Origin of the sequence: Paracoccus sp. 228 (genome assembly GCF_000967825.1) — a bacterium.
Classification (GTDB): Bacteria; Pseudomonadota; Alphaproteobacteria; order Rhodobacterales; family Rhodobacteraceae; genus Paracoccus; species Paracoccus marcusii.
The window spans coordinates 92,190-113,561 of the sequence record NZ_JYGY01000006.1; the positions used below are offsets into that span (position 1 = coordinate 92,190).

Consider the following 21,372-nt stretch of genomic DNA (forward strand, 5'->3'; position numbering starts at 1 on the left):
ACGTTTCTGTATAACATGAAGTATGGAAAAGAACCGCACCCTGGACGTCCTGTCCGCGCTGGCCCATGACATCCGCCTGGACGTCTTTCGTCTGCTGGTGCAGGCGGGGCCCGCGGGCATGGCGGCCGGCGACATCGCCACGCGGCTGGACATCCGCCCGAACACGCTGTCGAACAACCTGACCATCCTGACCGCCGCGGCCCTGGTCCGGTCGGTCCGCGAGGGGCGCTCGATCCGCTATTTCGCGCGAATGGACACGATGGGCGGCCTGCTGGGTTTTCTGCTGCAGGACTGCTGCGGCGGCCGCCCCGACCTGTGCCAGCCGGTACTGGACCAGATCGCCTGCACTTGCGGGCCCATGACATGCACGGATGCCGCCCCATGACCGAAGCGTCCCCCGCACAGCCCAGCCCCCTTGGCGTGTTCGAACGCTGGCTGACCCTGTGGGTCGCGCTGGCGATGATCGCCGGGCTGGCCTTGGGCGCACTGGCACCCGGCGCCGTGCAGGCTATCGCCGCGGCCGAGGTCGCCTCGATCAACCTCGTCGTCGCGGTGCTGATCTGGGCGATGGTCTATCCGATGATGGTCAGCGTCGATTTCGCGGCCATCGGCGGCGTCGCCCGGCAGCCCAGGGGCCTGCTGATCACGCTGGTGGTGAACTGGCTGGTCAAACCCTTCACGATGGCGCTGCTGGCGGTGCTGTTCTTCGATCACGTCTTCGCCCCCTGGATCGCGCCGCAGGATGCGCAGCAATACATCGCCGGTCTGATCCTGCTGGGCGCCGCGCCCTGCACCGCGATGGTCTTTGTCTGGTCGCAGCTGACACGGGGGGACGCGACCTATACCCTGGTGCAGGTGTCGGTGAACGACCTGATCATGGTCGTGGCCTTTGCCCCCATCGTGGCCCTGCTGCTGGGCGTGACCGACATCGCGGTGCCGTGGCAGACGCTGGTCCTTGCAACCGTCCTCTATGTGGTGCTGCCGCTGGCGGCGGGCCTGCTGACGCGGCACTTCCTGCGCGACCCCGCCCGGATCGAGGCGTTCTCGGCGCGGGTCAAGCCCCTGTCGGTCCTGGGGCTGATCGCGACGGTCGCGATCCTGTTCGGCCTGCAGGGCCGGACCATCCTGGACCGCCCGGCCATCATCGCGCTGATCGCCGTGCCGATCCTGATCCAAAGCTATCTGATCTTTGCCATCGGCTATGGCGCGGCCTGGCTGATGCGCGTGCCGCACCGCATCGCGGCCCCCTGCGCGATGATCGGCACGTCCAATTTCTTCGAACTGGCAGTCGCGGTCGCCATCAGCCTGTTCGGCCTGAATTCCGGTGCCGCGCTGGCCACGGTGGTCGGCGTGCTGGTCGAGGTGCCGGTGATGCTGTCCCTGGTCGCCTTCGCCAACCGTACGCGGGGTCGGTTCCCGGACCTCTCTTCAGCCCCCGCACCGAAAGGACCTGCCCGATGAGCGATGCCGCGACCCTGAACCCCGATGCCTTTCGCCCGGTCCGGGCCGCCGACCTCGTGCCCGCCGCCCGCAGCAGCCATCCGCCACGGATCCTGATGCTGTATGGATCGCTGCGCGAGCGCAGTTTCTCTCGCTTCGCGACAGAGGAGGCCGCCCGCATGCTGACCGCCCTGGGGGCCGAACCGCGCATCTTCGATCCCCGCGGCCTGCCCTTGGCCGATGCGACCGAGGCCGACCATCCCAAGGTGGCCGAACTGCGCGACCTGGTCGGCTGGTCCGAGGGGATGGTCTGGTGTTCGCCCGAACGCCACGGCGCGATGACCGGGGTGATCAAGACGCAGATCGACTGGATCCCGCTGTCCCTGGGCGGCGTGCGCCCCACGCAGGGCAAGACGCTGGCGGTGATGCAGGTCTGCGGTGGCAGCCAAAGCTTCAACACCGTGAACCAGCTGCGCATTCTGGGCCGCTGGATGCGGCTGCTGACAATCCCGAACCAGTCCTCGGTCGCCAAGGCATGGGATGAATTCGACGACGACGGCCGCATGAAGCCGTCCCCCTATCACGACCGCATCGTGGACGTGATGGAGGAACTGGTGCGCTTTACCCTGCTGACCCGCGACATCCGCGATCAACTGGTCGACCGCTACTCGGAACGCGTCGAAAGCCACGAGGCGCTGTCGCGGCGGGTGAACCAGGGCCAGGCGGTCTGACGGGTCGTGCAGGCTTGACGGTGCCGCCGGGGTTGCCGACAGTCGGTCCGACCCGATCCCGGAAGGCACTCCATGGCACTGAAGATAGCGGTTCTTGACGACTACGCCGACGTGGCGCGCCGATATGCCGACTGGCCGCAGGGCGACGATGTCACGGTCTTTCACCGTACGATGACCGACCCCGCCGAACTGGCCGCGACGCTGGCGCCCTTCGACGTGCTGTGCGTCATGCGGGAACGGACGCCGCTGGACGGCGCGCTGATCCGCGCCCTTCCGAACCTCAAGCTGATCGTGACCACCGGGGCCCGCAACCTGTCGATCGATGTGGCCGCCGCGCAGGAACGCGGCATCACCGTCTGCGGCACGCAATCACGGGGGACGACCACCGCCGAATTCGTGATGGCGCTGATGCTGGCCCTGACCCGGCGCATCGTCCCCGAGGCCAATTCCGCCGCCGCCGGGGGCTGGCAGACGGGCATGGGCCGCGACCTGTCCGGGCTGACGCTTGGCATCGCGGGCTTTGGCCGTATCGGGCGCCAGGTCGCCACGCTGGCGCGGCCCTTCGGGGTCGAGATCCTGGCTTGGTCGCGCAGCCTGACGGCGGATCGGGCTGCGGCCGACGGGGTGCGCCATGCGCCCGATCTTGATGCGCTGCTGCAAGGATCGGACATCGTGTCGATCAACCTGGTGCTGTCCGACACGACGCGCGGCCTGTTCGGGGCGCGGGAACTGGCGCTGATGCGTCCCGACGCGCTGCTGCTGAACACATCCCGCGGGCCGATCGTGCAGGTGGACCCGCTGCTGGCGGCGCTGCGCGCCGGACGCTTGGGCGGTGCCGCGCTGGACGTGCATGACGTCGAGCCGCTGCCCGACGGGGCGCCGGTCCTGGATCGCGACCTGATCGACAGCGGGCAGCTGCTGGTCACGCCGCATCTGGGCTATGTCAGCGACCAGACGTTCCGGATGTTCTACCGCCAGACCGTCGAGGCGGTCGAGGCCTGGAAGGCCGGCGGGCCGATCCGCGTCATCGGGGGCGGGCCGCAGGCTACTCCGTCAACCTGATCGAATATTCGTCGGCCAGCCATTCCAGCACGAAGCGGCGGGTGGCATCGTCGATGCGCGTCACGCTGGCGGCCAGGTGCTGGGCATCGTCGCCGACCAGCGACTGATAGGCGCCCAGGATCGCCGGCGCGCGCGCGATGTATTCGGGGTCGCTGCGCGCCGCGCGGATCGCCTGCAGCCAGGTCTCGCGGATCGCGGGCGGGGTGTCGCCGGGCAGGACCAGCATCTTCTGCGCCGCGAACCCTGCCGATGCAAAGACGCGATAGGCGTCGTATTCCGGCCCTGACGGCTGCGTGCCGTGCAGGTGCTCGTACAGCTCCTCCAGCGTGGGCAGGTCGGGGAAGGTCGGGTCGCGCCGGACGCTGCCATCGGCGTCCACGATTCCCCAGCTGAACAGCGGCACCGCATCGCCTGCGGCGACCATCGGCGCCACGTTCTGCAGATAGGCCGAGGTGGTCTGATAGTCGATATTGACCTCGTGAAGGCGCATCGCCTCCAGCCCGTCGTGCCGGCCGGTATAACCGAAGACATAGTTCGCATCCAGGCCCAGCACCCGGAAGGCCAGCATCGGCACGAGGTCCAACGAGGTGATCCCCTGGCTGGCAAAGACCAGCTGGTGGTCCTGAAGCGCCGCGATGTCGCGCCAGGATGCGACCCCCAGATCGCCCGCCACATAGACCACGCCGCCCGTGGGCGATGCCATCAGCACCGACCAGTCGTCGAAATCGTACCGCACGCGGAAATCGCCCAGCAGATAGGCGAACAGCGACGATCCCGACGTGCCCAGCAGGCTGAGCCCGTCGGCCGACGCGTCTTCGGCGAAGGCGTTCGAGCCGCGCGTGCCGCCGCTGCCCGGTTCGTTGCGCACCACGATCGAGGGCTGCCCCGGCAGGTGACGCGCCAGCAGCGGCGCGTGGAACCGCGCCCAGACATCCGACCCCCCGCCCTGAGAGAACGGGATGACCAGTTCGACCGTCTGGCCGGCAAAGTCGACATCCTGAGCCGTGGCCGCGCGCGGCGACAAAATCGCCATCGCGGCGGTGACGCAGATCATCAGCGCGCCGGCAAAGCCGTGCGCGGTCGGTGCGTGTCGCATGGCTTGCCTCCCTGGCGTGGCGACCTTGCGGCCGTCTCTCCCTGCTGCGTCATGTTTAGGGGCTGTATCTTCGCCGATCCACCCCCTAAGAGGGAAAAGTCCCCCGAGCCGAGGCGAAGGCCATGCGGATCGTCCTGATCGAAGACAACCAGATGCTGGCCCGCGCGGTCGAGCAGGCGCTGCGCGAGCAGGGCCATTCCGTCGACTGGCTGGCCGACGGGCAGGATGGGCTGGACTTCCTGACCCATGACGGCGCCGATCTGGCCATCGTCGACATGAACCTGCCGCGGCTTGGCGGCTTGGACGTGATCCGCCGCACCATCGCAATGGACCTGGACATCCCGGTGCTGGTCCTGACCGCACGCGACAGGCTGGAGGACCGGGTGGCGGGGCTGGATGCCGGGGCCGACGACTACATGACCAAGCCCTTCGAGATGGAAGAGCTGTGCGCACGCGTCCGTGCTTTGGGCCGGCGCCGCGGCAAGCGCGGTCAGATGGTCGAGACGATCGGCGGGCTGTCCTTCGACCGCGCGGGGCGCCGCCTCAGCGGGCCCGACGGGGTGATCGAGCTGTCCCGCCGGGAGCTGGCCCTGTGGGAGGCGCTGTTCGACAACGCCGAACGCGTTGTCGCGAAATCGGCCCTGTGCGACAGCATCTACGGCACCGGCGCGGACGTGGACGTGAACGCGGTCGAACTGCTGGTCTCGCGGCTGCGGCGCAAGATCGACGGCGGCGGGGTGCAGATCCGGTCGATCCGCGGGCTGGGCTATATCCTGCAGCAGGACGGACCCGCATGACCGCGCCCGACGGTCGCGCGGTCAGCCTGCGGACGCGGCTGTTCGTGCTGATCGTGGTACCACAGTTCGTGCTGGCGGTCCTGGCCAGCGTGGTGCTGCACTGGATGGCGCGCGACATGTCGCGCAACCTCTATGACGACACGCTGAAGGTGGTGGCCCATGCCGTCGCGCGCGAGGTCATGGTGACCAAGGGCGACCTGATCGCGGAATCGCTGCTGACATCGCTGCAGGGCGCGATCGGGGATCCGCTGTTCTATCAGGTCCATGCCGCGGGCGGGCGCTTCATCGTGGGGCGCACCGATGCGCCGCCCATCCCGGCGGGCCGCGAATACCCCGAGGCCGTGCCCGTCTTCTACAACGCCGTCTACAACGACCAGCCGGTCCGCGCGGTGGTGCTGCGCGAATACATCACCGATCCCGAACTGGACGGCTGGACGACCGTGCGCGTCTGGCAGACCGTGACCCGGCGCGAGGCGCTGACCCTGCAGATGCTGGGACAGGCGGCAGCGGTCGTCGCGCTGATGGTGGCCCTGGGGGCGGCGCTGGTCTGGTTCGGCATCAATCGCGGCCTGTCGCCGCTGACCGACCTGCGCGACGCGGTCGCCCTGCGCAATCCCCAGGAGCTGCGCCCGATCCGCCGCCGCGTCCCGCGCGAGGTCGTGCCGCTGGTCGCGACCATCAACGGACTGTTCCAGCGGCTTGGCGCGGAACTGGACCGGCGGCGGGCGTTCATCTCGAACGCGGCGCATCAGCTGCGCAACCCCGTGGCCGCGATCCAGGCGCAGGCGGAATCCGCGCTGCACGCGCGATCGGATGCCGACCGCCAGCAGCGGCTGACCGACCTGCACGAACTGTCCCGCCGCCTGTCGCGCCTGACCCAGCAGATGCTGCGGCTGGACGCGGCCAGCGACGCGCTGGACGCGCAGGGCGGCGCCCCCGCCGATCTGGCGCAGATCGTGGCCGAGGTCGCGCGCCGCCATGTGCCCGCGGCCCTGCGCCGCGAGGTCGACCTGTCCCTGGACGGGGTCGAGGGGCCGCTGCCCGTGGCCGCGAACCCCGTCCTGCTGGAGGAGGCGGTCGACAACCTGATCGACAATGCCCTGAAATACGGCACCCCCCAGGGCAGCGCGCTGCGGCTGGAACTGTCGCGCGACGGGGGCATGGCCGCGCTGCGCGTGCGCGACCAGGGCGACGGCATCCCCGCCCAGCTGCACGACGCGGTGTTCGAGCGATTCTTCCGCGTCAGCACAGCGGATGACGGCGGATCGGGGCTGGGCCTGCCCATCGTGCGCGCCATCGCCGGGCGCGCGGGCGGCGACGCGCGTGTCGAACCGTCCGACCGCGGTTGCGTCATCCTGCTGACGCTTCCCTTGGCAGCGGCTGATGCCCCATCGGGCAGAAAAAGTTAACGCAGCGGCATCCTGACAGTCTTTGGACAGCTTCATGTGCGATGACTGTCCCGTTCGCCCGGTGCCCCAGGTGCCGGACCAATGGGAGGAATAAAAACATGCAAGCAACACTGCGTCGCCTCAAGGGCGCCGTCGCCGCCGCATTCGTGGCCGCCAGCCTGACCGCAGCCCCCGCCACCGCGCAGGACGTCGATTTCTCGGGCCAGACCGTCGAATGGTGGGTTCCCTTTTCGGAAGGCGGCGGTTCGGATGTCTGGGCGCGTTTCTTCGCCCCCTACCTGTCGCGGCATCTGCCCGGCAATCCCAACGTGATCATCCGCAACGTCCCCGGCGGCGGCTCGATCACCGGAACCAACGAATTCGCGGCCCGCGCGCGTCCGAACGGCCTGCAGCTGCTGGGCACGTCGGGTTCGACGCAGTTCCCGTTCCTGCTGGGCGACACGCGCGTCCGCTATGACTATGCCGATTTCGAGCCGGTGCTGGTCTCGCCCACGGGCGGCGTGGTCTACATCCCGGCCAGCGCCGGTGTGGCCGACGCGTCCGAACTGGGCAAGCTGGCCGACACCGAACTGGTCTATGCCAGCCAGGGCGCGACCTCGCTGGACCTGGTGCCGATGCTGGCCTTCGAGGTGATGGGCCTGAACGTGCGCCACGTTTTCGGCATGACCGGACGCGGCGACGGCCGCCTGGCGTTCGAGCGTGGCGAGGCCACGATCGACTATCAGACCTCGTCGGCCTATCTGACGAATGTGGCACCCCTGGTCGAGGAAGGCTCGGCCGTGCCGCTGTTCTCCTACGGGGTGCTGGACGCGGAAGGCAACGTGCAGCGCGACCCGTCCTTCCCGGACATCCCGCATTTCGTCGAAGCCTACGAGATGATGCACGGAGAGCCGCCCTCGGGCGTGGCCTTCGAGGCGTACAAGGCGTTCTTCAGCTCGGGCTTTGCCGCGCAGAAGCCCGCGATGCTGCCCGGCGGCACGCCCGAGAACATCGTGCAGGCCTATCGCGACGCATTCGCCGCCGCGGTCCAGGATCCGGAGCTGATCGCCAGTTCGGGCGAGGTGCTGGGCGATTATGACCAGGCCGTGGGCGACGAGGTCGTCGATCTTTACAAGGTCGCGACCACCATCGACCCTGAGGCCCGCGAATGGGTTCGCACCTATCTGAGCGAGAACCACAGCGTGATGCTGGACTGACCTGACCCGCGGGCGGCACGCGACACGCGCGCCGCCCGCCCCCCGTTCCGACCGCGCCACGATGCCCCTGCGACACGCAGCCCGGGCCCGAGTGCGGCCGGTTCCCCGCAAACCGGGTGATCGCCCCCGGCGGCATGCCGCCGCGTCCTGCGACGCGCGTGCTGCACGGCGCCATCACCCCATCAGAAGGTCCAAGGGCTTACCATGGTCACTGACGCGATACTTTCTGCGCTCGGCACTGTGCTGACGTTCCAACATATCCAGTACCTGATGATCGGCGTCCTGACCGGCCTGGTCGTGGGCGTCCTGCCCGGCCTGGGCGGCATCGTCGGGATGTCGCTGCTGCTGCCCTTCGTCTATGGCATGGAACCGACGCTGGCGCTGGCGATGCTGATCGGCATCCTGCCGGTCCTGTCCACATCGGACACCTTCGCCTCGATCCTCATGGGGATCCCGGGGTCGTCGGCCTCGCAGGCGACGATCCTGGACGGCTTTCCGCTGGCCAAGAAGGGCCAGGCGGCCCGCGCGCTCAGCGCGGCATTCTCGGCCTCGTTCATCGGCGGTCTGTTCGGGGCGCTGGTCCTGACGGTCTGCGTGCTGATCGCGCGCCCGCTGATCCTGTCCTTCGGCGCGGCCGAACTGTTCATGCTGACCATGTTCGGCCTGTCGATGGTCGGCGCGCTGTCCGGCTCCAGCCTGGCCAAGGGCGTCGCCGCCTGCGCGGCGGGGCTTGCGCTTGGCGCGGTCGGCGCGGCGCCCGCCACCGGCGAATACCGGATGGAGTTCGGCTCGCTGTATCTGATGAACGGCGTCCCGCTGGTCATCGTGGGCTTGGCGCTGTTCGCCATCCCCGAGATCGGTGACCTTCTGCGCCGCAACAGCTCGATCGCGCAGGAAGGCTCTGCCATCGGCGCCGGCTGGTCGCAGGGGCTGAAGGACACCTGGATGTACCGCTGGCTGACGCTGCGGCTGGCGGCGCTTGGCGCGATGCTGGGCATGATCCCGGGCCTGGGCGGATCGGTCGTCGACTGGATCGCCTATGGCCACGTCGTGCAGACCTCGCGCGACAAGAGCCAGTTCGGCAAGGGCGACATCCGCGGCGTCATCGCGGTGGAATCGACCACCGCCTCCAAGGATGGCGGCGGCCTGGTGCCGACCCTGCTGTTCGGCATTCCCGGGTCGGGGTCCATGGCGATCTTCCTGGCCGGCATGATCCTGATCGGCCTGCAGCCCGGGCCGTCGATGGTCAGCACCAACCTGGACGTGACCTACACGATCGTCTGGTCGCTGGCGATCGCCAACGTCCTGGGCACGGCGCTGTGCATCCTGCTGGCGCCCGCCATCGCCAAGGTCACGGTCGTGCGCTATCCCCTGGTCGCGCCGTTCATGATCCTGGTCATCACCTTTGCCGCGTTCCAGCCCAACCGCTCGCTCTATGATCTGGTGGCGCTGGTGGTGCTGGGCGTCGTCGGCATGATGCTGCGCCGGTTCGGCTGGCCGCGCCCGGCCTTCCTGATCGGCTTCGTTCTGGCCACGCAGGCCGAACGCTATCTGTACCAGGCGCTGCAGTTCTCGGGGTGGAACGCGTTCCAGCGTCCCATCGTGCTGATCATCGGCGCGATCATCCTGCTGTCCGTCGGCTTCAGCATGTATTCCCAGAAGAAGAGCGGCAGCAAGATCGAGGTCGAGGGCAAGTCCGCCGCGACCCTGACCCAGCCCATGTGGCCGCAGATCGCCTTCACCCTGGGCATCATGGCGCTGTTCGTCTTCACCTTTATGGAGACGATCAACCTGTCGCAGCTGGGCCGCATCTTCCCGGTCAGCATCGCGGTCGTGGGCATGGCCACGGCGGCCATGGTCCTGTGGCCGCAGATCCGCGGCAACCGGTCCAGTGGGGCGGTCTTCGACGCGGAATCCAAGGAGGTGTCGGACCAGCTGGGCCCGATGACGCCGCTGAAATACATCGGCTGGCTGGTGGGCTTTGTCGCCACCATCGCGCTGGTCGGCTATTTCCTGGCGGTCGTGCTGTTCTTCGTGGCGTTCCTGCGCATCGTCGCCAGGTCTGGCTGGGTGCAGACCCTGCTCTTGACGCTGATGGGGGCGATTATCCTGCTGATCCTGACATCGGCGCTGAATCTGATCCTGCCCGAGGGGCTGCTTCAGAACCACTTCTACGACCGGCTGCCCTGGCCGCTGGTCTCTTGACGAAAGCTTGGCCCGCACCGAAAGGCGCGGGCCATTCCTGTTGAACGAACGGAGGAACAACATGGCCAAACAGCACGGCATTCCCGTCATCATCATGCGCGGCGGTACCTCGAAGGGGCCTTATTTCCGCACCGACGACCTGCCTGCCGACACGACCGCGCGCGACCGCGTGCTGCTGGCGGCGATGGGCTCGCCCGATGCGCGCCAGATCGACGGCATCGGGGGCGCGGACACGCTGACCTCCAAGGTGGCGATGGTGCGTCCCTCCGCGCGCGAGGGGGTGGATGTCGACTATCTGTTCGCCCAGGTCTCGGTGACCGAGGCGGTGGTGGATACCGGGCCGTCCTGCGGCAACATCCTGGCCGGCGTCGGTCCCTTTGCCATCGAACGCGGCATGGTCGCGGCAACCGGCCGCGAGACGCGCGTCGTCATCTATAACGAGAACACCGCCAGCCGGATCGAGGCCGTGGTCAGCACGGATGACGGTGCGGTCGATTACGACGGCGATCAGGCCATCGCCGGGGTGCCCGGCACGGCCGCCGCGGTGCGGCTGAACTTCATGGACATCGTCGGATCCAAGACCAGCGGGCTGCTGCCTTCGGGCCATCTGCTGGAACAGATCGACGGCATCGACGTCACGCTGATCGACGTGGCGGTGCCGATGATGATCCTGCGCGCGGCGGACCTGGGCAAGACCGGCTATGAGACCCCCGCCGAACTGGACGCCGACCGCGACTTCTTTGCCCGGCTGGAGGCGATGCGGCTGGAGGCCGGGCGCCGCATGGGCCTGGGCGACGTGACCGGAAAGGTCATCCCCAAGGTCGCGATCCTGGCCGCGCCGCGCGACGGCGGCCATGTCGCCGCGCGCTATTTCGTGCCGCACAAGGCGCATGCCGCCTTCGCGGTGACCGGAGCGCTGTGCGTGGCGACGGTGTCGGTCCTGGAGGGGTCGGTCTCGGACGGGCTGGCGCAGCGCCCGGAGGGAGAGGACCGAGAGATCCTGATCGAGCATCCAAGCGGCATGATCGACGTGGCCCTGCGCACCAGCGGCCGGGGTCACGACCTGCAGGTGGTCAGCGCCGGCGCGATCCGCACCGCGCGCAAGCTGGTCACCGGAGAGGTCTTCGTCCCCGCGGCCGCCTTGGCCGGGGCATAGGCCCGCCCCTGGACGACAAAGGCCCCGGCATCGCAGCCGGGGCCTTTTTCATGCGCGGGGATGACGGATCAGCGGGTCTTTTCCAGCTTCCCGGCCTCGGCCACCAGCGCGGTGAAGCGGAAGAAGCCGTGGATCATCTTGGAGAAGGGCATCAGCAGGAACAGCGTCATGACCGTCGCCAGGTGGAACGCCAGCAGCGGGCCGACCGCCCCCGTGCCCGTGGCCGCATAGAGCGCAAGCCCCGTCGCCGCCACCGCGCCCAGCAGCACGATGAAGGCCATCTCTCCGCCCCAGACCCGGCGCGCGCCCAGGTCGGGATCGGCGCGCAGCTTCAGCGCGGCCAGCCCGATCGCGCCCGCGACCATCGCGATGCCGCCCGGCACGCCCAGCAGCTTGGGCGGCGCCCAAAGCGGATAGGGGGCGTACCAGCCGAAGACGTAATGCAGGATCGTGCCCGACGATGTCGCGGCAAAGCAGGCCAGGAACCCCCACATCATCAGCTGATGGGCGATGCGGCGTTTCTGGCTGAAGCGGTCGCCATCCTCGAAGTTGCAGCCGTCGCCATGCCCGCCGTTCAGGTTCTTCATCCGCCCGGCCATGTCGCCCGCCTTGGCCAGGTGGCGCAGCCGGACCCGCCCGCCGCCGACCTCGCGCCAATAGTCGCGCAGCGATAGCCCGATCAGCGCCAGGGGCGCGACGAAGGCGGGGATGAAGATCGCGATCATCATATTGTGCGCCATGTAGGCATAGAACCCCTCGCCCCCGGTCGGGCGCGCCGCCGCGATCAGCGCGAAGAACAGCGTCAGCGCGACGACCAGCAGTCCCGCCATGGCGACGCCGCGTTCATGGAACATCCGGGCCAGCGCCTGCGGCCGCGCCAGGCGTTCCCAGCTGTCCTGGCGGACCTCGGCCAGGGCGGCGGGGATGTTCAGGTCGAATTCATGGGGCGCGGTGTACTGGCAGGCATAATGGCAGCCACGGCAGTTGTGGCACAGGTTCGACAGATGCGTCAGGTCGCCGTCGGCAAAGGCCTTGCTGCGCGTCATGGCGGGAAAGACCGAGCAGAACCCCTCGCAGTAACGGCAGGCATTGCAGATCTCGATCTGGCGGCGGGCCTCCTCGGTGGCGGTCAGCGGGGTGGTTGCGGCGAAATCAAGCGACATGGGCGGCGGCCTCCTTGCCGGCGATGCGTCCGAAGACAGTTCCGATGGTCATTCCAAAGCCTGCCAGATAGCCCTGGCCCAGGATCGAGCCCGCCATGATCTCTCCGGCGGCCCACAGGTTGGTGATCGGCCCGTCGGGCGTGTGGACCTGCGCGCTGTCGGACACCTTCAGGCCCAGATAGGTGAAGGTCACGCCGGGGCGCAGCTGATAGCCGTAATAGGGCGGCGTATCCAACGGGCGGGCCCAGTTCGTCTTCTGGATGTCCAGCCCCTCGGTCGCCATCCCGTCCAGCTCTGTCGGGTGGAACGTGCCGGGGCGGCAGGCGGCGTTGAAGGCCGAAACGGTGGTCTGCACCGCGGCGGGGTCCAGCCCCATCTTGGCGGCCAGTTCGGGGATCGTGTCGGCCACGATGGGGGGAAAGACCGACGGCATGAACAGGTCGATCGACTTGGCATCGATCAGCGCATAGCCGACCTGGTCGGGCTGGGCCGCGACCAGGCGGCCCCAGATCGCATAGCGCTTGGGCCAGGTATCCTCGCCCTCGTCATAGAAGCGCTGGCCGTCGCGGTTCACCACGATCGAGAAGGGCACGCAGTCCAGCCGCGTGACGATGCCGCCGTCGTATTTCGGTGCGCGGCCGTCGATAGCCACGGCGTGGCACTGCGTTGGGTCGCCCACGCTGTCGGCGCCCTGGTCCAGCATGTCCTTCAGCACGACGCCGCGGTTATAGGGCGTGCCCCGGATCAGGAAGTTGCGCGCCGACGGCCCCCAGGCCCGCGCCAGCCAGTCCAGATCCGCCTGGAACCCACCCGATGCCAGCACGAAGGCCCGCGCGCGGATGGTGACCGGCGGGGCCTCGGCGATCTCGACGTCCAGATGGGTGATGGCCTGGCCCTCGCGGTGGACATGGCGGACCTGCGCCTCGTAGACGATGGTGACGCCCAGGTCGGCGGCGGTGTTGTAATAGGCGTTCACCAGCGCCTTGCCCCCGCCCAGGAAGAAGGCGTTGGTGCGCGACAGCGACAGGGTGCCCGACAGGGACGGCTGAAAGCGGACCCCGTGGTCCTGCATCCAGGGCAGGCACTCCTCGGAGGTGCGGATGGTCATGCGCGCCAGGTGTTCGTCGGTCTTGCCCTTGGTGACCAGCATCAGGTCGTTGAAGTATTCGTCCTCTTCATAGGCGCCGGTCAGCGGCGACATCGGGCCGCGATGCATGCAGCGGAAGTTGCGCGTGTGCCGCGAATTGCCGCCGCGATAGGGCAGGGGCGCGCCCTCCAGGATGATGACCCGCGCGCCGGCCTCGGCCGCGGTGATCGCGGCGCACAGCGCGGCATTGCCGCCGCCGACCACCGCGATGTCGTAAAGGTCGCTGTATCGGGTCATTCGTCCTCCATCGGTATTTCACGGCCGCGCATGGCGCGGATGCGCGCGTTCAGGGCGGCCTCGACATGGGCGCGCATCGCGGCCTCGGCCGCGTCGCCGTCATGGGCGGCGATGGCGCGGATCACGGCGGCATGCTCGGCCGCGGCGGCCTCGGGGCGGGTCGGATCGGCCAGCGTCGTGGGCCCCAGGATCAGCAGCGTCTTTTGCAGCGCGCTCATGGTCTTGACCAGGAACCGGTTGCGCGCGGCGTCCAGCAGGGTGCGGTGGAACTGGCGGTTCAGCTCCTGCGCGGCGGCGCCCGGTTCGCTGGCGGCCAAGGCGTCGTTCAGCTCGGTCAGCTCGACCACCTCGACGCGCTGCGCCATCCGCGCGGCAAGGCGCGAGGCCGTGCCCTCGAGGACCGACCGCATCTCGTACAGCTCGATCACCTCGGCATAGTCCAGGTTGCGGATCGTGGCCCCCTGGCGCGCCTGGTGGGTGACCAGGCCGTCGGCCTCCAGCTGCCGGATCGCCTCGCGCACCGGCGTGCGCGAGATGCCCAAGCGCTCGGCCAGTTCGGTCTCGCGCAGGCGGGCGCCGGGCAGCAGCTGCCCCGACTTGATGTCGGCCAGCAGGCGGCGATAGGCGGATTGCCCCTGGGGGCCGTCGGTGTCGTCGGTCATGGGCCTGCAGATCCTTGTTGCATCCTGCTGCATACAGTTGGATACATAAAGCGTCAACAAGGAGAATGCCATGACGCAGCCCGACCGTTCCATGCTGTCGTCGCTGGTCCCGCGGGCCGGCACCCTGATGCTGGCGCTGGCGGGCGCGGCGACGTTCCACCTGCTGGGACTGCCGCTGCCGTTCCTGTTCGGGCCGATGTCGTTCTGCCTGGCGGCGGCGCTGACGGGCGCGCGGCTGCGCGGGATGGGACCGGTCTCGGTCGGGGCGCGGACCATCCTGGGGGTCGCCGTCGGCGCGTCGATCACCCCCCAGGTCGTCGCGCAGATCCCGCAGATGGCGCTCAGCGTGGCGCTGGTCCCGGTCTATGTGCTGCTGATCGGCCTGATCGGGGTGCCGTTCTTTCGCAGGCTGGGGTTTGACCCGGCCACGTCCTATTACGCCGCCATGCCCGGCGGGCTGCAGGACATGGTCATCTTCGGGCAGGAGGCCGGTGCCGACGTCCGGGCGCTGTCCCTGATCCACGCCACCCGCGTCGCGGTGCTGGTCACCATCGCGCCGGCGATCCTGGTCTGGCTGTACGATGCGCCGCTGACCGGGGCGATGGGCGCGCCGCTGCGCGATTTCGGCGCGGGGCAGCTGGGCTGGATGGCGGTATCCGCGATCGTCGGCTGGAAGGGCGGCGAGTACCTGGGGCTGTTCGGCGCCTCGATCCTGGGTCCGATGATCACCACCGCCGCCCTGTCGATGGCCGGCATCATCACGCAGCGCCCCCCGGCCGAGGCGATCATGCTGGCGCAGCTGTTCATCGGCATCGGCATCGGCGTGCAGTATGTCGGCGTCACGCTGCGCGAGCTGCGGATGTTCGTGCTGTCGGGGCTGGCCTTCGTGATGGTGCTGGCGGTGCTGGCCGCGGCCTTCACCGAATTCGTGGTCCTAACCGGCCTGGCCCGCCCGCTGGAGGGGTTCCTGGCCTTTGCCCCCGGCGGGCAGGCCGAACTGACGGTGCTGGCCATCGTCGTGGGTGCCGACCTGGGCTTTGTCGTGCTGCACCATCTGACGCGGATCGTCGTGGTCATCACCGGCGCGCCGCTGATGGCGCGCTATATGGGCGTGCCGCGGCCGGTCCGGCGCCGACCCTAGCCGGGCGTCGTCCCCGCCACGTCCTGCGTGACGATGAAGCCAAGCGCCGACAGGCTGTGGCGCACCTTGTTCAGATGCGCCTCCATCTGCAGGGCGGCGCCGGCATGGTCGCCCGCCTCGATCAGGTCCAGGATCGCCAGATGTTCCCGCGACTGCCGGTAATAGCGTTCGCGGTCGTCCATCGCACGATAGGTCAGCAGCCGGCGGACCCGATTTACCCGCATCAGCGCCTGAAGCATGAAGGGATTGCCCGCCCCGGCCATGACCGCCTCATGGAACTGCGCACCGCGCAGGTACAGGGCGTCGGGCGGCGCGCGGTCGATCGTGCCGTCCAGCAGGTCGTGCTCGACCCGGCGCAGGCGGGCGATGTCGCCTTGGGGCAGGTGATAGCGGGGCAGGCGCAGCGCCGCGGGTTCCAGGATCAGCCGCATCTGCGTGGTATGGTCCAGCGCGTCTGGCGCGGTCAGTTCGGTGTTGATGTTCCAGCCATAGCCCGCGCGCTTCTCCGCGATCCCCTCGCGGATCAGCCGCCCCATCAGGTCCGAGGTCTGCCGCCGTGTCAGCGCAAAGCGGTCGCGGATCTGCTGCTCGGTAACCTGCGGACCGATGGCCTGTTCCGTCAACAGGACCGCCAGGCGCAGATAGGCCGCATGGACCGGATCGGGCGGCGCGGCCGGTGCCGCGGGCCCGTTTCCGCGCACGAAGAAGCCGCGGTTCGGTTCGTGCCGGACATGGCCGCTCTCTGCCAGTTCCTTCAGGGCCTGCTCGACCGGCCAGCGCGACACCGCGAACCTTCGGGCCAGATCGGCAGTGCGCAGATGCGTGCCCTCGGTCAGAGATTCGGCGGTGATATGCGCCGCGATGTCGGCGGCTAGATGTGGGCCGATGCGGCTGCGTGACGGGGGCGTGGGGGACAAATGCGGGGCCTTTGTTTGGGTTCGCCCGATCTAACACACGCGGTCGTCGTCTTCACTATTGCATTTTAACGACCGCAAATGGATAAATTGCGCGACAGCGAAAGGACCGCGCATGCTGCAGGAAAGCCAAGTCTTCACCGAAGCCGGTCTGACGTCTGCGGTCGCCGCGATCTTCGCGGCCCATGACGTGCCCCAGGCCGACGCGCGGCGGGTTGCCGAATGCCTGGTGCTGGCAGATCTTCGCGGGGTGTCGTCACATGGCGTGTCGCGCGTCCCGATCTATCTGGATCGGCTGCGTCGTGGGCTGGTCAAGGCCAGGCCCTGTATGGTGCTGGACCGCCCGGCCTCGGTCGCGGCACGGCTGGATGCGGATGACGCGCTTGGCTTTGTCGCCGCGACCCGTGCCATGGCCGAAGCGGTCGGCATTGCGCGCGACCATGGCATGGGCATGTGCGCGGTGCGGCGGTCGACGCATTTCGGTATGGCGGCAAGCTATCTGCTGCAGGCGACGGATGCGGGAATGGCGGCCTTCGTCTTCACCAACGCGTCCCGGGCGATGCCGATCTGGGGCGGGCGGGCGCCGTTTCTGGGAACCAGCCCCTTCGCCTTTGCCGCGCCGGCGGGTGATCGTCCGATCGTCCTGGACATGGCGCTGTCGGTCGTGGCCCGCGGCAAGGTGCGCCGCGCCGCCGCCCGCAACGAACCGATCCCGCTTGGCTGGGCGCTGGATGCCGACGGAAACCCCACCACGGATGCGCAGAAGGGATACGAGGGCGTCGTGCTGCCGCTGGCCGGCGCCAAGGGGTCGGGGCTGTCCCTGATGATGGAGATCATGGCGGGGGTGATGTCAGGCGCAGCCTTCGGGGGGGCGGTGGGCAATCAGTACAGCGATTTCGACGCCCCCCAGAATGTGGGCCACGTCTTCCTGGCCTTCCGCCCGGACCTGTTCCTAGAAACCGGCCAGTACGAGGCGCGGATCGAGGAGCTGATCCGCCGCGCCAGGGACCAGCCCCGCGCCGCCGGCGTGGACCGGATCATGATGCCCGGAGAGATCGAGGCGCGCGCGACCCAGATCCGCAGGCGCGCCGGCATCCGCCTTGACGGCGAGGACCTGCGCCTGCTGGCGCAGGAGGCGGCGCGCGCGGGTGTCACACTGAAGCCGTGACAGGCGCCCGCCTCGGGGCCGCAGCGGGCATTTCCCGACGAAGGAACCACGACATGAGATCAACCAGACGACGGAACCTGGCGACTGCGCTGCTGGCCACGATGGCCATTCCCGCCGCCCCCGCGCGCACAAGGTTGACCTTGCCGGGCAGCAGATGGGATGGGTAATCCCCCTTGGCGCGGGCGAACCGATGCCTTGGCTCGGCTCTCCGCCCCCTGTTTATGCCGCTATCTGCCAGGCCAGCTGGCGGTCTTCATCCGCAATGTGTCCGGTGGTGGATTGAGCACCGGTACAAACCAGTCCGCAGCGCGACCATCACCTGCATCCGCGATCTGCGGTGCGGACGGCCTAGCGCGATCCCTGCCTGCTGGCACGACTTGCCGCTGGTGAGCGACCGCGGCGACTGTCTGAGCACGTGCCGCGCCGGCAACAGATGCTGGCTTGGCACCTTGCCGGACAACGCCCGCCGCATTGACCCTTCCTAGAACGGAGATCCTTCATGACCCCATCCGACCCTGTCACGCTTCTGGTCCTGGACGGCGACGGCATCAGCCCCGAAATCACCGCGGCGACGCTGGACGTCCTGGACGCGGTGCAGGACCGGACCGGCCTGCGGTTCCGCCTGGACCGCGCCCAGGTCGGGCTGCGGCCGCTTGCGGCGCAGGGCACGACCTTTCCCACGGGCCTGCTGGACCGGGCCCGCGCGGCGGACGGGGTGATCCTGGGGCCGGTGTCGCACAACGACTATCCCCCCGAGGCACAGGGCGGCGTCAATCCGTCGGGGCATCTGCGCAAGCACCTGGACCTGTTCGCCAACATCCGCCCGGCCCGGTCCCACCCCGATTTTCCGGCCCGCTGCGGCGTACCCGTCGACCTGGTGATCGTGCGCGAGAACACCGAGGGCTTTTACGCCGACCGCACGATGTTCGCCGGCACCGGAGAGTTCATGCCGACCGAGGACGTGGCCATCGCCATGCGCAAGGTGACGCGCCAGGGTTCGACCCGCATCGCCGAGGCGGGGTTCCGGATCGCGCGCCAGCGGGGCGGCCGGCTGACCGTCGTCCACAAGGCCAACGTCCTGCGCATCAGCGACGGCCTGTTCCTGTCCTGCACGCGCGCCGTGGCACAGTCCTATCCCGATGTCGCGGTCGAGGAGGTGCTGGTCGACGCCATGGCGGCCCTGCTGGTGCGCGACGCGTCGGCCTTCGACACCATCGTGACCACCAACATGTTCGGCGACATCCTCTCTGACCAGGCGACCGAGATCGCGGGCAGCATCGGCCTTGCCGCATCGCTGAACGCCGGAGAGTCCCATGCCATGGCGCAGGCCCAGCACGGATCGGCGCCGTCGATCGCGGGCCAGGACCGCGCGAACCCGGCATCGCTGATCAATTCGACCGCGATGCTTCTGCGCTGGCTGGGCGATCGGCGCGGCGACTCCGCCCTGGGGGCCGCGGCCGACCTGATCGAGGATGCCGTGGCCCGCGTCATCGCCGTGCCTGCCTGGCGGACCGGCGACCTGGGCGGGCCGCTTGGCACCGCCGCCTTTGCCGCGCGCATCGTCGACACCATCCGCAACCCCGGAGCCACCCATGACCGATGACGACCTCAACGCCGCCCTGGCACCCACCGGCACGCTGCGCGTGGTGATCAACACCGGGAACGCGATCCTGACCCGCCCCACGGCGGACGGGCAGCCCGCGGGCATCTCGGTCGATCTGGCCCGCGCCCTGGCCGCGCGGCGCGGGCTGCCGCTGGATCTGGCGACCGTGCCGAATGCCGCCGCCTCGGTCGCGATGGTGTCGGAGGGGCGCGCCGATCTGGGGTTCTTCGCGGTCGATCCGGCGCGTGCCGCGACCGTGGCCTTCACCGACCCCTGGGTGCTGATCGAGGGGTGGTATCTGGTGCGCGACGGATCGCCCGTCACCGCGCTGGATCAGGTCGACCGTCCCGGCATCCGCATCGCGGTCGGGCGGGGCAGCGCCTATGACCTGCACCTCTCCCGTACAATCGCGCAGGCAAGTCTGGAACGCGTCACGACCTCGCAGGAAGTCGTCGATTTCGCCCTGCGCGAAGGGTTCGAGGTCGCCGCCGGCATCCGCCAGCAGCTTGAATTCGACCAGCGCCGTCACCCCGGCCTGCGCCTGCTGCCCGAACGGTTCATGGTGATCCCCCAGGCCCTGGGCGTGCCGGCCGGCCGCGATGCGTCCGTGGTCGCCGCACTGAACGCGTTCCTTGCGGATGCCCGGCAGTCGGGCCTGATCGCCGACATGATGACGCGGAATGCCACCCAGGGTGCGGTCCTGCCCTGACCGCACGGGTGTGGTGGTCTCGTCTCCAACGTGACGTTTTGCTCTATAGGGCGGGAGCATCGCCTTGGCGCCGGTTGCGAACGCCATGCACGCGATGGTTTTTGAATCGGCCGCATCTCGGTTCCCGGCGGAATGCCGTCTGTGCTTGGCCGCAGCGGAATTGGGATTGGCCCGGAGGGCCACCTTTGCCATTTGCAACGGGCTACGTGCTGCCGTCCTCTGACGGGCATCGGTGGCGCACGATGGCCGCGATCAATCGCGATGCGAGGTCATCCGGGCGACGCGAACCGCAGTGGAGATAGCCTGCATTCGGGATCGCGACGTCATCATCGCCGCGGATCACGCGCAGGGCAGGGGTAACGGGCAATAGCGTGCGGCAATGGTTCGATGCCCTGTGTCGGGTGCGAGGATCAGCAAGGATGTCATCGCCTCGGACGCCGCATCTCACCGGTCAGCGCCGGAGTGCAGCTTTGCTTTGCCTTTTGTCGGCACGCAGCGAGAATGCTGCACGAAATTCACATCTCGACTGTGCTCCAAGGATGCAGCGACAGGGGCCATTTGCACGAGGCCCCCCGGCCGACCGGGTGGTTGGCCGGTACAAAGCCGGCCACAATCAAATCGGTGTGGATCGCGCGACGATGCTGCGGGGCACGGTGGCCGCGGCCGGGGCGCGCCACGCCTCAGCCGCGGTCCCTGTCGGAAAGGGGGCGTTTTGTGCCGGTCAGCATCGACAGGACCAGGTTCTCGTGGTGGCGCAGGCTCTCGACCAGGACGCCCGCGACATGCAGCGACGCCAGCACCAGGATCAGCGTGGCCAGAACCTCGTGGACCTCCTCCATCGTGGACGATCCCCAGAACGCGTCGGTCGTCTGCAGCCAGCCTGTCAGCGCGGTGCCCGCCACCGTCAGCAGCAGCGCCACGATCATCGCGCCGCCCGCCGGGTTGTGGCCCAGATAGCGGCGTTCGCGGCCCGCCCGCAGGTCGCGCAGATGGGCCAGCACCGGGCGCGGCCCGCGGACGAAATCCGTGAAGCGGGCATGGCGGGGGCCGATCAGCCCCCAGACCACGCGCGCCGCGATCAGCGCCGCGATGACATAGCCCATGCGCTCGTGCACGACCTTGGGCCCCTCGGCGGTCAGCCAGACCCCCGCGATCAACGCGACCAGCGACCAGTGAAACAGCCGCACGAAGCCATCCCACACGCGCACCCTGTCAGTCGTCATCGCCCACCGCCTCGAAGGTGGCGGGGTCGAAGAACGTCTCGATGCGCTTGCCGTCCTGGTCGTGGCCATAGACCTCATAGCAGCCGTCCTCGGTCTTGACGTTGCTGACGGTCCAGCCTTTCGCGGTCAGCGCGGCGGTCAGCTCCTCGACCGGGCGCCAGTCGGCCTGGACCACGTCGCAGCGATCGGCGGCCAGGGCGGGAAAGGCCAGTCCGGCCAGCATCAGGGCAATAAGGGGGGTACGCATGGATCTCTCCGTCATCGGTGTTTCGATGCGCACCGCAATGAACGGCGGACCTTGCAGCAACCTTAC

Annotated in this window: 20 protein-coding genes; 13 read left to right on the plus strand and 7 right to left on the minus strand. The window is 68.8% G+C overall.

The window, feature by feature from the left end:
• Positions 1-22 precede the first annotated feature (22 nt).
• The 4 genes from SY26_RS17180 (at position 23) to SY26_RS17195 (ending at position 3,233) form a co-directional block, all read left to right on the plus strand.
• The gene (locus tag SY26_RS17180) at positions 23-385 is read left to right on the plus strand and encodes a helix-turn-helix transcriptional regulator (RefSeq protein WP_046001536.1); all 363 of its coding nucleotides are present in this window, start codon (positions 23-25) and stop codon (positions 383-385) included.
• Positions 382-1,461 (plus strand): ACR3 family arsenite efflux transporter, encoded by a 1,080-nt coding sequence (gene arsB, locus SY26_RS17185; protein WP_046001537.1) that lies wholly within the window; start codon positions 382-384, stop codon positions 1,459-1,461. Before SY26_RS17180 ends, arsB begins: the two co-directional genes overlap by 4 nt.
• Positions 1,458-2,171 (plus strand): arsenical resistance protein ArsH, encoded by a 714-nt coding sequence (arsH, locus tag SY26_RS17190; protein ID WP_046001538.1) that lies wholly within the window; start codon positions 1,458-1,460, stop codon positions 2,169-2,171. The genes arsB and arsH overlap by 4 nt, the downstream gene beginning before the upstream one ends.
• A 72-nt stretch (positions 2,172-2,243) precedes the next feature.
• The gene (locus tag SY26_RS17195; protein WP_046001539.1) at positions 2,244-3,233 is read left to right on the plus strand and encodes a D-2-hydroxyacid dehydrogenase family protein; all 990 of its coding nucleotides are present in this window, start codon (positions 2,244-2,246) and stop codon (positions 3,231-3,233) included.
• Here SY26_RS17195 and SY26_RS17200 read toward each other — a convergent pair.
• A complete protein-coding gene (locus SY26_RS17200; protein WP_052715345.1) occupies positions 3,217-4,329 on the minus strand; it encodes a tripartite tricarboxylate transporter substrate binding protein in 1,113 nt (370 codons plus the stop codon). The two genes, SY26_RS17195 and SY26_RS17200, sit on opposite strands and share 17 nt — an antisense overlap.
• Before the next feature lie 122 nt (positions 4,330-4,451).
• Here SY26_RS17200 and SY26_RS17205 point away from each other — a divergent pair, with 122 nt between their 5' ends.
• The 5 genes from SY26_RS17205 to SY26_RS17225 all read left to right on the plus strand — a co-directional run bounded on the left by SY26_RS17205 (position 4,452) and on the right by SY26_RS17225 (position 11,092).
• Entirely contained in the window at positions 4,452-5,126 is a 675-nt protein-coding gene (locus SY26_RS17205; protein WP_046001540.1) for a response regulator transcription factor, read from the plus strand.
• Positions 5,123-6,535 (plus strand): sensor histidine kinase, encoded by a 1,413-nt coding sequence (locus tag SY26_RS17210; RefSeq protein ID WP_046001541.1) that lies wholly within the window; start codon positions 5,123-5,125, stop codon positions 6,533-6,535. The genes SY26_RS17205 and SY26_RS17210 overlap by 4 nt, the downstream gene beginning before the upstream one ends.
• A gap of 98 nt (positions 6,536-6,633) precedes the next feature.
• A complete protein-coding gene (locus SY26_RS17215; RefSeq protein WP_046001542.1) occupies positions 6,634-7,731 on the plus strand; it encodes a tripartite tricarboxylate transporter substrate binding protein in 1,098 nt (365 codons plus the stop codon).
• A gap of 204 nt (positions 7,732-7,935) precedes the next feature.
• A complete protein-coding gene (locus SY26_RS17220) occupies positions 7,936-9,936 on the plus strand; it encodes a tripartite tricarboxylate transporter permease (protein WP_046001543.1) in 2,001 nt (666 codons plus the stop codon).
• A gap of 61 nt (positions 9,937-9,997) precedes the next feature.
• Positions 9,998-11,092: a 4-oxalomesaconate tautomerase gene (locus tag SY26_RS17225; RefSeq protein WP_046001544.1), complete on the plus strand. Its 1,095-nt coding sequence runs from the start codon at positions 9,998-10,000 to the stop codon at positions 11,090-11,092.
• Positions 11,093-11,160: 68 nt separating this feature from the next.
• On the opposite strand, the gene tcuB is transcribed toward SY26_RS17225, so the two are convergent.
• The 3 genes from tcuB to SY26_RS17240 are packed head-to-tail and all read right to left on the minus strand — an operon-like array spanning position 11,161 to position 14,301.
• The gene (gene tcuB / locus SY26_RS17230) at positions 11,161-12,255 is read right to left on the minus strand and encodes a tricarballylate utilization 4Fe-4S protein TcuB (RefSeq protein ID WP_046001545.1); all 1,095 of its coding nucleotides are present in this window, start codon (positions 12,253-12,255) and stop codon (positions 11,161-11,163) included.
• A complete protein-coding gene (gene tcuA, locus SY26_RS17235; RefSeq protein ID WP_046001546.1) occupies positions 12,245-13,639 on the minus strand; it encodes an FAD-dependent tricarballylate dehydrogenase TcuA in 1,395 nt (464 codons plus the stop codon). Before tcuA ends, tcuB begins: the two co-directional genes overlap by 11 nt.
• A complete protein-coding gene (locus SY26_RS17240) occupies positions 13,636-14,301 on the minus strand; it encodes a GntR family transcriptional regulator (protein ID WP_045982523.1) in 666 nt (221 codons plus the stop codon). Before SY26_RS17240 ends, tcuA begins: the two co-directional genes overlap by 4 nt.
• 70 nt (positions 14,302-14,371) lie before the next feature.
• Between SY26_RS17240 and SY26_RS17245 the strand changes: the two genes are divergently transcribed.
• A complete protein-coding gene (locus tag SY26_RS17245) occupies positions 14,372-15,442 on the plus strand; it encodes an AbrB family transcriptional regulator (RefSeq protein ID WP_232303380.1) in 1,071 nt (356 codons plus the stop codon).
• Here the strand turns inward: SY26_RS17245 and SY26_RS17250 are convergent.
• Positions 15,439-16,359 (minus strand): GntR family transcriptional regulator, encoded by a 921-nt coding sequence (locus SY26_RS17250; protein WP_052715346.1) that lies wholly within the window; start codon positions 16,357-16,359, stop codon positions 15,439-15,441. The genes SY26_RS17245 and SY26_RS17250 overlap by 4 nt on opposite strands.
• 112 nt (positions 16,360-16,471) lie before the next feature.
• On the opposite strand from SY26_RS17250, the gene SY26_RS17255 reads away from it, so the two are divergent.
• The 3 genes from SY26_RS17255 to SY26_RS17265 all read left to right on the plus strand — a co-directional run bounded on the left by SY26_RS17255 (position 16,472) and on the right by SY26_RS17265 (position 19,836).
• Entirely contained in the window at positions 16,472-17,524 is a 1,053-nt protein-coding gene (locus tag SY26_RS17255; RefSeq protein WP_046001547.1) for an Ldh family oxidoreductase, read from the plus strand.
• 499 nt (positions 17,525-18,023) lie between these two features.
• Positions 18,024-19,127, plus strand: coding sequence for an isocitrate/isopropylmalate dehydrogenase family protein (locus tag SY26_RS17260; RefSeq protein ID WP_046001548.1), 1,104 nt, complete (start codon positions 18,024-18,026; stop codon positions 19,125-19,127).
• Complete coding sequence (locus SY26_RS17265; protein ID WP_046001549.1) at positions 19,117-19,836, plus strand: transporter substrate-binding domain-containing protein; 720 nt, start codon at positions 19,117-19,119, stop codon at positions 19,834-19,836. The genes SY26_RS17260 and SY26_RS17265 overlap by 11 nt, the downstream gene beginning before the upstream one ends.
• Positions 19,837-20,516: 680 nt before the next feature.
• On the opposite strand, the gene SY26_RS17270 is transcribed toward SY26_RS17265, so the two are convergent.
• Positions 20,517-21,059 (minus strand): cytochrome b/b6 domain-containing protein, encoded by a 543-nt coding sequence (locus SY26_RS17270; protein WP_046001550.1) that lies wholly within the window; start codon positions 21,057-21,059, stop codon positions 20,517-20,519.
• Positions 21,049-21,306: a PepSY domain-containing protein gene (locus SY26_RS17275; RefSeq protein ID WP_198143198.1), complete on the minus strand. Its 258-nt coding sequence runs from the start codon at positions 21,304-21,306 to the stop codon at positions 21,049-21,051. Before SY26_RS17275 ends, SY26_RS17270 begins: the two co-directional genes overlap by 11 nt.
• Positions 21,307-21,372 lie beyond the last annotated feature (66 nt).

What these genes read in the sequence shown, in the direction of transcription:
- SY26_RS17255 (WP_046001547.1), top strand. Translation starts at nt 16,472, where the DNA reads ATGCTGCAGGAAAGCCAAGTCTTCACCGAAGCCGGTCTGACGTCTGCG.
- tcuB (WP_046001545.1), bottom strand. Translation starts at nt 12,255, where the DNA reads ATGTCGCTTGATTTCGCCGCAACCACCCCGCTGACCGCCACCGAGGAG.
- SY26_RS17210 (WP_046001541.1), top strand. Translation starts at nt 5,123, where the DNA reads ATGACCGCGCCCGACGGTCGCGCGGTCAGCCTGCGGACGCGGCTGTTC.
- SY26_RS17270 (WP_046001550.1), bottom strand. Translation starts at nt 21,059, where the DNA reads ATGACGACTGACAGGGTGCGCGTGTGGGATGGCTTCGTGCGGCTGTTT.
- SY26_RS17265 (WP_046001549.1), top strand. Translation starts at nt 19,117, where the DNA reads ATGACCGATGACGACCTCAACGCCGCCCTGGCACCCACCGGCACGCTG.
- SY26_RS17205 (WP_046001540.1), top strand. Translation starts at nt 4,452, where the DNA reads ATGCGGATCGTCCTGATCGAAGACAACCAGATGCTGGCCCGCGCGGTC.
- tcuA (WP_046001546.1), bottom strand. Translation starts at nt 13,639, where the DNA reads ATGACCCGATACAGCGACCTTTACGACATCGCGGTGGTCGGCGGCGGC.
- SY26_RS17260 (WP_046001548.1), top strand. Translation starts at nt 18,024, where the DNA reads ATGACCCCATCCGACCCTGTCACGCTTCTGGTCCTGGACGGCGACGGC.
- SY26_RS17225 (WP_046001544.1), top strand. Translation starts at nt 9,998, where the DNA reads ATGGCCAAACAGCACGGCATTCCCGTCATCATCATGCGCGGCGGTACC.
- SY26_RS17200 (WP_052715345.1), bottom strand. Translation starts at nt 4,329, where the DNA reads ATGCGACACGCACCGACCGCGCACGGCTTTGCCGGCGCGCTGATGATC.
- arsH (WP_046001538.1), top strand. Translation starts at nt 1,458, where the DNA reads ATGAGCGATGCCGCGACCCTGAACCCCGATGCCTTTCGCCCGGTCCGG.
- SY26_RS17195 (WP_046001539.1), top strand. Translation starts at nt 2,244, where the DNA reads ATGGCACTGAAGATAGCGGTTCTTGACGACTACGCCGACGTGGCGCGC.
- SY26_RS17245 (WP_232303380.1), top strand. Translation starts at nt 14,372, where the DNA reads ATGACGCAGCCCGACCGTTCCATGCTGTCGTCGCTGGTCCCGCGGGCC.
- arsB (WP_046001537.1), top strand. Translation starts at nt 382, where the DNA reads ATGACCGAAGCGTCCCCCGCACAGCCCAGCCCCCTTGGCGTGTTCGAA.
- SY26_RS17220 (WP_046001543.1), top strand. Translation starts at nt 7,936, where the DNA reads ATGGTCACTGACGCGATACTTTCTGCGCTCGGCACTGTGCTGACGTTC.
- SY26_RS17240 (WP_045982523.1), bottom strand. Translation starts at nt 14,301, where the DNA reads ATGACCGACGACACCGACGGCCCCCAGGGGCAATCCGCCTATCGCCGC.
- SY26_RS17215 (WP_046001542.1), top strand. Translation starts at nt 6,634, where the DNA reads ATGCAAGCAACACTGCGTCGCCTCAAGGGCGCCGTCGCCGCCGCATTC.
- SY26_RS17180 (WP_046001536.1), top strand. Translation starts at nt 23, where the DNA reads ATGGAAAAGAACCGCACCCTGGACGTCCTGTCCGCGCTGGCCCATGAC.
- SY26_RS17275 (WP_198143198.1), bottom strand. Translation starts at nt 21,306, where the DNA reads ATGCGTACCCCCCTTATTGCCCTGATGCTGGCCGGACTGGCCTTTCCC.